The following is a 14,079-nucleotide window of genomic DNA, read 5'->3' on the forward strand; positions in this document are numbered from 1 at the left end:
CGACAAGCAGGAACGGACCGTGGGCCGTTCCAAAGTCGTCCGAAAGTTCCTATACAGAAACTTTCTCCCTCCAGAAGTGTAAAAACCGAGATACATGCTCCCGGTTTTTACGAATTTGCGAAGCAAATTCTATTTTACGCGCGCTACAGCGCGAATTGGATGGAGCGACAGGAATATCCACTCTTTAGACAAACTGAACACCTTCTTCACATTTGGTGAGGAAGGTGTTATTTTTTGCGCAAAAAGGTCTCTTTTACGCCGATATAGAGTAAAACCACGCCGAAAGCACGCCGCAGCAGGTCGGTGTCCACTCTTGCGGCAAGCAGCGCCGAAAGGACTGAGGTCACCACGCCTGCCGGTACGCAGCATTTGACCGCTTCCCTTTCGATGAGTCCGTTTTTGCGGTGCGAAATCAGCGCTGCAGGCGCACACGAGAGAAAATACAGCAGGTTGATGCCGCCCGCCTGATACTGCCCTGCCCCTTCAAAAAGCGTCAGATACAGCAGCAAAAGTGAGCCGCCGCCAATGCCGAAGCCGCTTAAAATACCGGTCAGCAGACCGATTGCGACCGCAAGTACCGCGCTCACAGCAGCAGGACGGCACGGACGCCGCCATAGAGAATCAGTACGCCGAATGCACGGCGCAGCCAGTCTGCCTTTAACCTGCCGAATAACTTTCCGGCCAGCACGCCGCCTGCCGCGCCGCCGAGCAGATACGGCACCGCCTGCGCAATCGGTAGACCACCCTTTAGCCAGTAGATTACCGCCGAGACCGCGCACAGCGGGAAAATTACCGCGACTGAGGTCGCAAACGCGCGCTTCTGCTCCATGCCGCACCAGGAAATCAGCAGCGGTACAAGAAATAACCCGCCGCCTGCCCCGAAAAATCCGTTTGCTGCACCGGAAAGAGCACCTGTGACCGCATATTTCACTGAAATTTTCATAAAAGAAGCCCTCCGGTGACAGTTTGCACCGAAGGGCTTGTTTTTATGTGTATTATTTGTCGGCTTCGCGCTCGCGTTCCTCTTCCTTTTTGAGCTTCTGCTCGTTGGCGTAAACACGGTTCTGCAGACGGCACAGTTCCTGTGCAAGCGGGTCCGGCAGGTTGATCTGGTCGAGCGCATACGCCGGAGACGGACCGACACGCTGACCGGCAATCTTGACGACGCGCGCCTTGATGCCGACAACCGTGGAATCCGGCGGAACCTCCTGCAGTACGACAGCATTCGCGCCGATACGGCTGTTGTCACCCACCTTGAACGGTCCGAGAACCTTCGCGCCGGTCGAAATGAGCACGTTGTTGCCAATGGTCGGGTGACGCTTGCCGGTGTCGTGACCGGTACCGCCGAGCGTTACACCGTGGTAAATCGTGCAGTCGTCGCCAATCTCAGCGGTTTCACCGATAACAATGCCCATGCCGTGGTCAATAAACAGGCGTTTGCCGATCGTTGCACCTGGGTGGATCTCAATACCGGTCATATGCCGCGCAAACTGCGACAGCGCACGCGCAAGAAAGAAATGCTTGTGTTTGTACAGCCAGTGCGCCTGACGGTGGTAAAACAGGGCGTGAAAGCCCTGATAGAGCAAAACAACTTCCAGTGTGGTGCGTGCTGCCGGGTCGCGGTCCCGGATCGAGCGTGCATCCTCAAGCAATCCCTTAAAAATCATAGTATCCCTTCCAAACTTTAGGGGTATAAAGCAGTATATGTAATCGGAAGATAAAAGGTTCCGACAGCCGTTTATGATACTTGCATAAACGAACGATAGTATCATTATAGACTCTTTTCGGTGAAAATTCAAACACTACGTTGAATTCCGTGAAAAAAGTGGTATAATGTAAGAAGATTATGCTGAACGAGGTACGAAAATTATGAAAATTACTGTCATGGGACTGGGTTATATCGGCCTGCCGACGGCGATCACGCTGGCTGAGGCTGGTTTTGAGGTCTGCGGCTTTGACGTAAACAAAAAGACCATCGAAACCCTGCAGGGCGGCCATATCCATATTGTAGAGCCGGGTCTGCAGGAAGCATTTGAAAAGGCTGTTGCACACGGTCATCTGCATTTTTCCGAAGAACTTGGCAAGTCCGATGTATTTTATATTTCGGTGCCGACGCCGTTCTTCAAGGACGAGAACGGCAGCCACAAGGCCGATCTGCGCTTTGTAGAGTCTGCAGGCCGTATGGCAGGCAAGGTGCTCGAGCCGTCCAATCTGGTCATTCTGGAGTCCACCGTGCCGCCGCACACCTCCGAGATGCTCGCACGCGTACTGAGCGAGGAATCCGGCATCCCGATGAATGAGATTCACGTTGCACATTGTCCGGAGCGCGTTATCCCGGGCAACATGATGTACGAGCTGAAGAACAATGACCGCATCGTCGGTGCCCGCACGCCGGAGGCTGCTGAAATGGCGGCATCCATCTACGAGAAGGTGCTTGAGAAGGGTGTCGTTCACAAGACCGACGACCTAACCGCCGAAATGTGCAAGCTGACCGAGAACACCTTCCGTGATGTCAACATCGCTTACGCAAACGAGCTGTCCGTCATCTGCGACAAGATGGGCATTGACGTTTTTGAGCTGATCAAGCTGGCAAACTGCCATCCGCGCGTTAACATCCTGACCCCGGGTGTCGGCGTTGGCGGCCACTGCATCGCAGTTGACCCGTGGTTTATCTACGAGCAGTTCCCGGCGGAGGCAAAGGTTATCCTTGCGGCACGCGAGCGCAACGAGAACAAGCCGCACTTCGTCGCTGACAAGGTTGTAGCAAAGATGAAGAAGGTAACCGACACGGTCGGCGTGCTCGGCCTGTCCTATAAGCCGGATGTTGACGACCTGCGTGAGTCGCCGTCTATCGAGCTGTGCCACATCCTACAGGAAAAGGGCGTAAAGGTTATCGCGTGTGAGCCGTTCGCCAAGGACACTGAGGTGCAGAACATCCCGAACGTATCGTTCGAGGAGGTTCTCAAGGCAGATTATCTGGTCATCACACTCGGTCACACGCTGTTCAAGGAGAATAAGGACAAGATCGCAGAGAAGCCGTACTTCGACTGCGTTGGTATGATGGAATAATTTCGCAAATAACAGAAAGCCGCCTGTCCGGGCGGCTTTCTGTTATTTGAAGTAGGAATTAGTCGTTAGAAATGAGTAATTATGGGCGTTCTGCCGCTGAAATCCGGTTCATATAATGCGGAACAGGGGAGAGGTGGGATGCTGATGGACGATATCTTACAAGTAAATGAGCGGCTGCGCGGCCTGATATGGGGCGTGCCCATGCTGATTCTGCTGCTTGGCACCGGATTGTACTTCACGGCGGTGACCGGAGTTTTTCAGGTGCGGTACTGCGCGCTCTGGCTGCGGAAAACGCTGTTTTCCTGCTTTACCGGTGCCGCAAGACGGACAAGCGGCGGCGTTTCGCCGTTTGCGGCCATGTGCACCGCACTTGCCGCGACGGTCGGCACGGGCAACATCGCAGGCGTGGCAACCGCGCTGACGCTCGGCGGTCCGGGCGCGGTACTCTGGCTGTGGGTGAGCGCCTTTGTCGGCATGATGACGGCTTTTGCGGAGAACACGCTCGGCATGCTCTACCGCGAGCGGGGAGCGGACGGCAGCTGGCGCGGCGGAGCCATGCTGTACCTGAAAAACGGTCTGCACAGTCCGCTATTGGCGGGAGCCTTTGCGCTGTTCTGTGTGCTGGCATCGTTCGGTATCGGCAACATGAGCCAGTGCAACTCAATCGCGCAGGGACTTTCCGGCTCGTTCGGCATACCGAGCGGGATCGTCGGCGCGGTGACAGCGGTTTTGCTCGGCGCGGTGCTTCTCGGCGGCCTCAAACGGCTGTCCCGCGTGACGGAAACACTCGTGCCGTTCATGGCGCTGTTCTACATGGGCGGCGCGGTCGTTGTGCTGTGGATGCATCGAGCGAATCTGCCGCAGGCGTTCGCGCAGATTTGCTCGATGGCGTTCGATACAAGGGCAGGCACGGGCGGCGTGCTCGGCTACGGCATGACGCAGGCCGTCCGGGCGGGTGTGTCGCGCGGTATATTTTCAAATGAGGCCGGACTGGGCTCGTCCGTCATGGTGCATGCCGCCGCAGACGCAAGGGAGCCGTGCGAACAGGGGATGTGGGCGGTGTTTGAGGTGTTCTTCGACACGATTGTGATGTGCAGCGTCACCGCGTTCGTCATTCTCACGAGCGGGGTATACGACGTAAGCCGCTACGCGCTCGCGTCCGGCACGCCTTTGCTTTCTCAGCTGACAACCGGTGCACAGCTTACCGCAGAGGCGTTCTCCACCGTATTCGGACGGTTCGGCGGGGGCTTCGTTGCGGTGTCGCTCGCGCTGTTTGCATTCTCGACCCTGCTCGGCTGGTCGTATTACGGGCAGCGTGCAGCGGCCTATTTGATGGGGGAGCGGGTAATTCCGGTCTACAAGGCGGCCTTTCTTCTGGCGGCGGTAGCGGGCTGCATGATGCGGCTGGAGCCGGTGTGGGCGCTCAGCGACACGTTCAACGGCTTGATGGCGCTGCCTAATCTGGCGGGCGTGCTGGCACTTCGGCGGCAGGTGATTGCAGAATGGTGTCGCTATAAACACGATTTATGACGTTAAACCATTGCAAGTTGCACAAAAATATCCTTTCGGACGGAAAAAACAGGATTAGCACTTGTAAATCCGGTTAAATCCATATAAAATAGAATGGAATTGCGGACACGATTTGTCTGCGTATAAGGGGGAAATAAGGAATGGACGTTACGGCAACTGTTTGGACACTGCTGCCGCCGATCATCGCGATCGCGCTTGCACTGATCACGAAGGAGGTTTACTCCTCACTGATGATCGGTATTCTTTCGGGTGCGCTGCTCTATACGGGCTTCCATCCGCTGAAAGCCGTCGAGACGACTTTCACCATCATGGGCAGTAAATTGGGAGATAATATCAATATTTGTATCTTCCTTGTATTGCTCGGTATTCTGGTTTCGCTGATCACAAAATCGGGCGCGTCACGCGCATACGGTGAGTGGGCGGTCAAGACCATCCGCAGCCGGCGCGGCGCGTCGTTTGCGACCTCGTTCCTCGGAATGTTCATTTTCGTGGACGATTACTTCAACTGCCTCACCGTCGGCACGGTCATGCGCCCGGTGACGGACAAGTACAGCATTTCCCGGGCAAAGCTGGCGTATATCATCGATGCAACGGCGGCTCCGGTCTGCATCATCGCGCCGATCTCCTCGTGGGCGGCGGCGGTCGGCTCGTCCCTGCCGGAATCGAGTACGCTGGACGGCTTCTCGCTGTTCCTCAAGACCATCCCGTTGAATCTGTACGCGCTGCTCACGCTGGCGTTCCTCATCTGGCTGATGGCTGCTGATTTCGACTTCGGCCCGATGAAAAAGTACGAGCTTGCGCATAAGGATGATGATCTCTCTCTGATTGAGGAGACTCACGTTGTAGCCGGCTCGGGCAAGGTTTACGACCTGATCCTGCCGATCAGCGTACTGATCGTGCTCTGCATTGCAGGCATGCTGTACACCGGCGGCATTCTGGAAGGCGCGAACATCGTTGAGGCGTTCGCAAACTGCGATTCTTCCACCGCGCTGGTGCTCGGCTCATTCTTTACGCTGCTGTTCACCTTTGTGCTGTATATCCCGCGTAAGGTGCTGTCCTTTGGCCAGTTCTGTGAGGCATTCACCGAGGGCTTCAAGGCAATGGTTCCGGCTATTCTCATCCTGACGCTTGCGTGGACGCTGTCCGGTGTCTGCCGTGAAGAGTACCTCAACATCGGCGGCTTCGTATCCTCTGTGGTGAAGGCGGAATCCACCATCGGTATGTTCATGCCGGCGGTATTCTTCCTCATCGCGCTTGGTCTGGCCTTTGCCACCGGTACCTCCTGGGGCACGTTCAGCATCCTGATCCCGATCGCTATTGCGGTATTCGGCGATGCACCGTCCACCATGCTGATCATGACCGTGGCAGCCTGCCTGTCTGGTGCGGTCTGCGGTGACCACATCTCGCCGATTTCGGATACGACCATCCTCGCATCCGCGGGTGCACAGTGTAACCACATTGATCACGTTTCTACGCAGATGCCGTACGCGCTGATGATCGCGGCGATGAGCTTTGTAGGCTTCCTTGTCGGCGGTGTGACCGGAAACGACATTCTGGCGCTTGGCGTAGGTGTGGTGCTGCTGGTGCTCACCGTTGCGGTTATTACTGCACGCCAGAAGAAAAAGGCGTAACAACGTCAATTAAAGTCGCAAAATGATGCTCTCCCTTCGGGGAGAGCATAAAATTGCAATAAACCCCATTTTATCCGGTCAAAACTGGATAAGCAGACTCCCGAAAGAAGGTATCCCATTTGACCACTGACCTTACCGTCGGAAAACCGTCGCAGAAGCTGTTCTGGTTCTCGATTCCGCTGCTGCTCAGCGTTGCGTTCCAGCAGCTGTACCAGATGGCTGACTCCATCATCGTAGGCCGTTTTGCCGAAACTGTAGAAGCCGGTGAGCTGGCGCTGGCCGCTGTCGGCGCGAGCTACCCGATCACGCAGCTGTTCGTTGCGGTTGCAACCGGTATCAACATCGGTACCGGCGTACTCGTCTCGCAGCTGTTCGGCGCAAAGCGCTATCTGCGCATGAAGACCGCCATCTCGACCGCACTGCTCACCACCACGACGGTAGCGCTGCTGCTGACGCTGATCGGAGCCATCGGTACGCACGGCATCATGAACGCGCTGTCCACGCCGGAGAATATCTTTGCGGACGGCTCGCTGTATCTGCGCGTGTATGTGTTCGGTCTGCTGTTCCTGTTTATCTATAACGTGTGTACGGGTATCTTCAATGCCATGGGCGACAGCCGAACGCCGCTGATCCTGCTTGTGCTGTCCTCGGTCGGCAATGTCATTCTGGATATGGTATTTGTTGCCGGTCTGCACTGGGGCGTTGCCGGTGTTGCATGGGCGACGTTTATCGCGCAGGGCGCGTCCGGTGTGCTGGCATTCGTGCTGCTGCTGCGCCGCGTGCGTTCGTTTGATACGGGCCACCACTTTGTGCTGTTCGCGCCCGAAATGCTGCGCCGCCTGACCAACTACGCCGTGCCGTCCATCGCACAGCAGAGCTTTGTGTCGGTGGGCAATGTGGTCATTCAGTATTACATCAACCTGTGCGGTGCGACCGTTATCGCGGGATTCTCGGCGGCAAACCGCGTCAACCAGTTTGCGCTGACCTGCTGCATGTCGTTCGCGTCCGGTCTGTCCAGCTATGTTGCGCAGAATATCGGCGCCCGCAAGCTGGACCGCATCGGTCCGGGTCTCAAATGGGGTGCGGTGTATTCACTCGGCCTGTCCGTGGTGTTTATGGCGATTTATCTGCCGTTTGCGAACAAGATTATCAGCCTGTTCGTTCCGGCGGGCAGTGCCTCCGGCGTTATTGATGTCGCACGAGGCTATCTGTTCACGGTCGTACCGTTCTATCTGGTCGTATGCACCAAGTTCGTGTGCGACAGCGTGCTGCGCGGTGCCGGTGCAATGCGTCCGTTCATGGTAACGACGTTCTCCGACCTGATTATCCGTGTAGTGCTGTCCATTGCGCTGTTCTATGTGGTCGGCAACGAGCACGGTATCTGGCTCAGCTGGCCGATCGGCTGGTTCCTCGGCTCAGGTCTGTCGGTGTTCTTCTATAAGTCCGGTGCGTGGAAAAAGAATCTGCCTACATTCTAACCGGTCGCAAATTGCAAAATGAAAGGGTTTCCTATCGGGAAACCCTTTTTTATGACTTTTTCGTGCCTGTTTTTTAATAATTTTCCGGAATTTCTACAGAAAGAGCTTCGCCGGACGCGCAAACTTCCAATTTTTTGCTTTCAAGTAGGGACTTTATGCATTTCGTTCCCGCAAAACTGCATTTCGTGAAAAAGACGTTCCGGCTGATCGAAAATCTGCTATGGTATAAACACAGCAGACAACACGGAAGGAGCGGACAGCACCGTCGAGTAACGGCTTCTTCGATACCGGCTGATGAATTGCAGGGTCGCAGCTTCCGCAATATGAAGAACAACTCCTCATAATTGAGATACCCCGCCGGATGGAAAGCGAGTAAAATTCCGTTCGGCGGGGTACTGTTTTGCACGGAAAAAAACGAGGCGCGCATGCCGTTCACAGGAATGGTGGGAGCACCGGGGTTTGGAAATTGCGTGACGATTGCGGCTTTGTGTGATATGATGGAGAAAAACAGCAGGAGGCGTTTGGGTGAGGATACTTTTTATCTGCCATGGGAATATATGCCGCAGTCCGATGGCAGAATATATCATGAAGGAACTGGTAAAGCGAGAAGGCGTTGCGGGTGACTGGGAGATCGAATCGGCGGCTGTCAGCCGTGAGGAGATCGGCAATCCGGTGTATCCGCCGGCGCGGCGCAAGCTGCTTGAGCAGGGAATCCCGTGCGGGCAGCATGCGGCGCGGCAGATGACGCGCGCAGATTATGATCGGTTTGATCTGCTGATCGGCATGGATCGGTCCAATCTGCGCACCATGCAGCGCATTTGCGGCGGCGATCCGGACGGAAAGCTGCATTTGCTGCTGGATTTTACCGATCGAAAAGGCGAGGAGGTCGCTGACCCGTGGTATACCGGCGATTTTGATGCCGTGTGGGAGGATTTGCTGGAAGGGTGTCAGGCGCTGCTGAGGGAATATAGGTAAGAAAAAAGGAAACCCGGGTGGGTTTCCTTTTTTGTGGGGGTTTACTTGATAGACAGGTTTCCGTCAGCGTCGACGGTTACAGTGAAAGTCAAATCCTTGTAATCGTTAGCTTTAATAGTTACGGTGGTGTTACCTTTGGTAAAGCAATCTTTCGAGAAGTCCAGATAACTCTTGGCGCCAGAAGAGGATTCAGTTCCAATCTTAAAAGTTTTAGTAGAATCATTATAAATGCCGCCAGACTTCAACTCAACATTATTATCGAGAGTAACCTTCTTGACATTATTCAAATAATCTTCAATTTCATCACTGCTGAAAGATACGCGATAAAAAGAGGCTGTTATGAACGAAGCAGGTACTTTCTCAATCTTTGCAATAGTCGGTGCGGCAGAAGGCTCTGCGGATACAGTTCCAACATAGGTGATTGTAGGAGCACTCCAACCAGAACCGGGTACAGCGGTAAGAACAAGTTTATCACAACCATCAGCGGCAATTACAAGTTTTTTCTCGGCATACATGCTCAGGTACATATAGATATAACCATTCTCCGTATCAAGATAATATTTGTCGGAAGAAACATCATCTGCAGAAGTAACAGGTTTGCAAGCGGAACCACCTAATTTAATAGAAGTGATTTTCTGTACCCATGCCTTATTATTGCTGAAATCAAGAATATATTTAGAACTATATGTGCTGGTAGATTTTACGGTCGGTGCAGTAGTAGGTAGCTTAACCTCAGTGTCAGTATTATCCGACTTCTTCTCCGGAGTTTTTACTTTAACAGTTGCATTTTTATAGCCGTCAGCAGTAAAGGTAAGCGTATACTCGTGGTTTGATTCCAGACCCGAGAGCGTAAAGGCAGTTTCGCCGATTACCTTGCTGATATCAGCTGCAGTGCCTTCATCTACCTGAACCTTCTTTACATTCTTCCACCAATCGGCAAGGTCGGTGCCAGTCAAAGTGATTTTGTAGCTGTTGCCGTCCTTTATAACGCCGTTTTCAGCAACAGACAGGGAAGGTGTATCCTTTTCGGTTACGGTTTCAGCAGATTTGTTAATGGTAACAGTCAAATCTTTGTAACCCTTAGCGGAGATAACAACTTTGTTTTCGCCGGTCTTAAATGCACTGCCACCAAGAATCAGAACCTTTTCAGAACCCTGACCATAACCCCATTTATATTCGGTGGAATCATTGGCGGGATCACCGCTAAAAGAGGAATATTCGGTATAGTTAGTGCCATTTACGGAAATTTTGTTAATAGCAAGTTTCCAAGTGCCAATTTGAGAATCAGTGTAATCAGTAGAATTAGGAATTTTTACACCATAGAATTTTACGGTGTATACACCGTCTTCGACACTCTGCTGAATGTCCATATCCGGAACCGGATTTTTAACAACAGTACCCGCCATCGTAAAGTCAGTGCTCAAATCATCATAATACTGAGCCGAAAGCGTTACCGTATAAGTACCCGGCTTTACATTGTACAGGGTCAGGGTCTTATTATCGTCACTCTTGACATAATACACCGCGTCGCTGCCTTCGTAGCCGTACCAATATACATTGTCAACATCATCGCCCTGCTTGAGGGTAACAAGGGACAGGTTTTTCAGGAAATCGCCATCCGAGCCGTTGACGGTGATGGTTACCGGCTTGCCTTCCTGATCAGCAGAAACAGTCAGACCTGTAACACCTTCCGTAACCTTTGCATAGTTAAAGGTTACATTCTGCTCCTTATAACCGCCGGAGACAATCTTTATTGCGTTTTCGCCGATGTGCAGCAGATCCTTTTTGATGGTAATGGTGTTGTTTTCGGTATTGATGGTGTAGTAATTTTCGCCCAGATACCGCCAATCGCCATTCAGGTACAGGCCGGTAATTTTGGAGAGATAATCATTAGAACTGTCAGCGGTAAACTTCAGTACAACATCATCGCCTTCGGCGTAAGTGCCCTTATCCGGAGCAACATAATTCAGCTTGCCGGAGACAGAACTGTCTAGCACATCGCCCAGCAGACCATCTTCCATAACTTCCTTGGTCTGGTGCGGAGGATTTACGCTTGCCGCGGCAGATGCGGTATACTCAGCAAACGGTTTCCACAGCTTGCTGCTGTCTGCCTTGGAGCCGTAAATGTAGCTCATATAGTCTGTACCGCTGTAATACATGGTATTGCCCTTATTAAAGGTGGAATCCAGTGTAGAGGTGCTGTAATTCCAGTATTCCAGTACGGCGGTGGACTCAGTGGTGTCCTTGTTCAGCTTGTTCAGCACACAGGCATTCGCAATCAGATCGCCCTTGAACAGGAAATCAGTCGAGATGGCATAGCCGCTGGAGGAGCCATCGCTGCTGCTGCCGCCGGAGATACTGCCGGTTGCACGGCTTACGGCATCTAGCGTCAGTGCGGTCTGCGTGGGAGCGGTTTTGCCTTCCTGCACGGTGAACTTGGTGGTCGCTGTCTTAAAGCCGTTTGCCTCGATAGTCAGCGTGTACTGACCCTTGTATTTCAGGTGGTTTGTACCGTTTTCTGCGGATTCGTCGTTGTACAGAACGAACAGATCCTGACTGAACAGATAGTAATCGTTAATGTTCGTCAGTTCATGCTTTGCACCGGACGGATCGGTCAGCGTTACTTTCTCAATTGGGTTGGTAATGCCGTAAACTAGATTGCTTACCGCAAAGTGCAGGTTTTTGCCGGATTCCGGCTTTTCCTCAACCTCAAAGGTTGGAGTCTCTGCATTTACAACATGAATCGGAACCAGTGTTGAGGAAGTTACGCCTGCTGCATCTGTAGAGGTTACGCGGACAAAGTAACGGCCGTTGGAACGGAAGTTATCCTGGTTGGCCTTGATGGTCAGGGTAGCAACTGTGTTGCCGGCATGATTTGTCTTACCCTTGGTAAATTCCAGATTATAATTCCAGGTGCCCTTGTACTGGTCATAGCTTACTAGCTGTACGGAACCCTTCTGATTGTCTGCGGAATACGGTGTAATGTGGTCAAACCACTGCTTGTCCGCATCCGAAGTGTAGTTGAACATGATGACAACATCCTGTCCCAGTTCGGTGGCAACAGAATAACTCGGATGCGGATTCGGGACAGCCTTGGTGCCGAAGGTAGTCTTTTCGGCTTCGGTGCGGATGTTGCCCTTGACATCGTAATTCGTCAGATAGTAATCCCAAATTGCCAGCGGACCATGCTTGACGAAATAATCCGGCAGATAATGGTCACCGGTGTAAACTGCACCGTCCACCTTGGTGCCGAGGTCGGTAGTTTGAGTCTTATTTCCGCTGGTCAGGGTGACAGAACCCGGCTGTGCCACGAGCGGGAGCTTGATGACAGAGCCGTCATCGGTTACCGGAGTAGCATATTTTGTTACATCAGCACCATCAACGGTGATGACGGTATTTTCCTTGGTGAAGCCGGTGCGGAAGGAAAGCGCCAGATATGCGCCTGCATCGGTCGTTACGACCTGCGCGTCTGCAATCTCGGCCTTGACAGTCGTATTGCTGCCGCTCGAAGAGCCGCCGGAAGACGAACCGCCGCTCGACGAACCGCCGCCAGAAGCTGTGCTGCCAACCGTCTCGGTCTTACCTGCGGAAACCGCTTTATCGCCGGCCTTGACGCCGGAAATGCTGTCTGCTGCGGTAACCTTGGTGCCGGTGGTGGTAACGGTTACGTTATTGGCGTTCGCCTTTACGGTTCCGACCTTGCCTGCACCGGTAATCTTTGCGCCTTCTGCGTTGACGTTGATGGAACCGACAGACGCGCCGCTGTTTACGGTAATGGCAGAACCCTGTGCGACTGTGATGTTGTCAACCGAGCCGGAAACCGCAATGTCGGTATTGGCGATAATGCCCTTGCCGGCCTTGGTGTCCTTGAAGGTTACACCGCTTTCGCCGCCGCGCAGCACAATGCGGCCGGTGACAGTAACACCCGTCAGGTCGATTCTGCTGACGCCGTCTGCAATGATGAGATCGCCGTTGATGGTCTTGCCGGACAGGGAAACGCTGTTTTCACGCACAATAACGCTGCCGTCCACCGTGGCAGACAGAGAATCGTCTGCATCGGCGTAGGTGCTGGCCATTTCACTGATGACCTTGGCAAATTCCGCACGGGTGATGCTGGTTTTCGGGTTCAGCTTACCATTTGCACCGTTGACATAGCCGTTTTCAATCAATGCAGCTACACTGCTTTGTGCCCATGCAGAGACCGAAGCACCATCGGTGTAATTGTTCAGAACGGACGTATCGCCGCTTTCAAGTGCAAATGCACGCGCGAGGACAACAAAAGCTTCTTCACGGGTGATCGGTGCTTCGGGATTCAGTTTGCCGTTTGCACCCTGAAATGTGCGCATGGCAACGGCCAGTTCGAGATCGTTGTAATACCATGCAGAAGTGTTTGCATCGCTGTAAACCGACAGATCAGCTGTTTTGCGAGCGGCAAAGGCACGGTTGATGATAGCAGCCATCTGGGCACGAATCAGCAGGCCGGAGCTGTTAATCTGGCCGTTTGAGCCGTTCAGCAGGCCGTTCTGTACAGCGCTGCGCAGGCCGGCTGCGGACCAGTCGGTCGGGAAATCGGTAAAGTCTTCGGGCGAGGCAGCGAATGCATTCGCTGGCAGTAGCATAGCTCCTGCCAAAAGCATCGCAAGGGTACGTTTTTTGTTCAAGTATATTTTCCTCCTTGCCGTTAGACTGGGCTAACTATACCGGTAAAAATTTTCCTTTCCATAGGAAAGGAGTGTGATCACAGCGAGTTATCATATGCTAACTCGTAAGTGAGTAATAAAATATCATAAAGATTTTGTGTTGTCAAATCCTGATATTTACATAAAAGAACGGTCGTATCACATAAACAACACAAAAGTACACAAAATCCTGCAATGAGTTAGAATAAGCTAACTCCAAACGTGATTTTTAATAAAAGAAAAATTTTTTGTATGTGCGATATATATTGTATACAGCGGAAAAGACACAAAGCAGCGCACAATTTCCGCGGAAATATTAAAAATACGGTATAAAAGTTAGTAATATGTGATGAAGATTACAACCGAATATTGAAATATCCTCGGCAAGATGGTGTGCTGCATTATTTCCGCGATTGTCGGTGTACAGCGGCAGGTGGTGTTTTATTTTCAGGACGTTTGGATAAGAGGAATATATTATATAGGTATATATAGAATGTACAAATTTCCTGTAAAATTTTTTTTGAAAAAGTTGAAGAAAAGTGTTGACATTAGGCGCATACTGCGGTATACTAAATAAGCTGTCAGCGAGAGTTGATGAGCTGAAAAGTTCAGAAACAAGCGCAAAACAGCAGATTGTACCTTGTAAATTAAACAACGATGTGCTTAAACTTTTGTTCGATATGAACAAGGTTGTAGTGCGAACCTGAAATTTCGAGA

At 52.4% G+C, this 14,079-nt stretch carries 9 protein-coding genes; 5 read left to right on the top strand and 4 right to left on the bottom strand.

Annotated elements, in window-relative coordinates:
• Positions 1 to 227: 227 nt before the first annotated feature.
• From C7386_RS06275 to epsC, 3 genes are read right to left on the bottom strand one after another with little or no spacing between them, the layout of a single operon-like run.
• Positions 228 to 587 carry a sulfite exporter TauE/SafE family protein gene (locus tag C7386_RS06275; RefSeq protein ID WP_110435771.1) on the bottom strand — a complete coding sequence of 120 codons (360 nt, stop codon included), beginning with the start codon at positions 585 to 587 and terminating at the stop codon, positions 228 to 230.
• On the bottom strand, positions 584 to 943 hold the full coding sequence (locus tag C7386_RS06280) for a sulfite exporter TauE/SafE family protein (protein WP_110435772.1): 360 nt from the start codon (positions 941 to 943) through the stop codon (positions 584 to 586). Before C7386_RS06280 ends, C7386_RS06275 begins: the two co-directional genes overlap by 4 nt.
• 52 nt (positions 944 to 995) lie before the next feature.
• On the bottom strand, positions 996 to 1,772 hold the full coding sequence (gene epsC, locus C7386_RS06285; RefSeq protein WP_275945102.1) for a serine O-acetyltransferase EpsC: 777 nt from the start codon (positions 1,770 to 1,772) through the stop codon (positions 996 to 998).
• Positions 1,773 to 1,869: 97 nt separating this feature from the next.
• On the opposite strand from epsC, the gene C7386_RS06290 reads away from it, so the two are divergent.
• From C7386_RS06290 to C7386_RS06310, 5 genes are all read left to right on the top strand, one after another.
• A complete protein-coding gene (locus tag C7386_RS06290) occupies positions 1,870 to 3,069 on the top strand; it encodes a nucleotide sugar dehydrogenase (protein WP_110435774.1) in 1,200 nt (399 codons plus the stop codon).
• Between the two features lie 144 nt (positions 3,070 to 3,213).
• Positions 3,214 to 4,599 (top strand): alanine/glycine:cation symporter family protein, encoded by a 1,386-nt coding sequence (locus C7386_RS06295; RefSeq protein ID WP_110437169.1) that lies wholly within the window; start codon positions 3,214 to 3,216, stop codon positions 4,597 to 4,599.
• Between the two features lie 140 nt (positions 4,600 to 4,739).
• Positions 4,740 to 6,230: a Na+/H+ antiporter NhaC family protein gene (locus C7386_RS06300; RefSeq protein ID WP_110435775.1), complete on the top strand. Its 1,491-nt coding sequence runs from the start codon at positions 4,740 to 4,742 to the stop codon at positions 6,228 to 6,230.
• A gap of 119 nt (positions 6,231 to 6,349) precedes the next feature.
• Positions 6,350 to 7,708 carry an MATE family efflux transporter gene (locus C7386_RS06305; RefSeq protein WP_110435776.1) on the top strand — a complete coding sequence of 453 codons (1,359 nt, stop codon included), beginning with the start codon at positions 6,350 to 6,352 and terminating at the stop codon, positions 7,706 to 7,708.
• 525 nt (positions 7,709 to 8,233) lie between these two features.
• Entirely contained in the window at positions 8,234 to 8,683 is a 450-nt protein-coding gene (locus C7386_RS06310; RefSeq protein WP_110435777.1) for a low molecular weight protein-tyrosine-phosphatase, read from the top strand.
• Between the two features lie 41 nt (positions 8,684 to 8,724).
• Here C7386_RS06310 and C7386_RS06315 read toward each other — a convergent pair whose 3' ends face one another.
• Positions 8,725 to 13,344, bottom strand: a complete 4,620-nt coding sequence (locus C7386_RS06315; RefSeq protein WP_110435778.1) for a hemoblobin-interacting domain-containing protein — start codon at positions 13,342 to 13,344, stop codon at positions 8,725 to 8,727.
• Positions 13,345 to 14,079: the final 735 nt, after the last annotated feature.

This window comes from Agathobaculum butyriciproducens (assembly GCA_003096535.1).
GTDB lineage: Bacteria > Bacillota > Clostridia > Oscillospirales > Butyricicoccaceae > Agathobaculum > Agathobaculum butyriciproducens.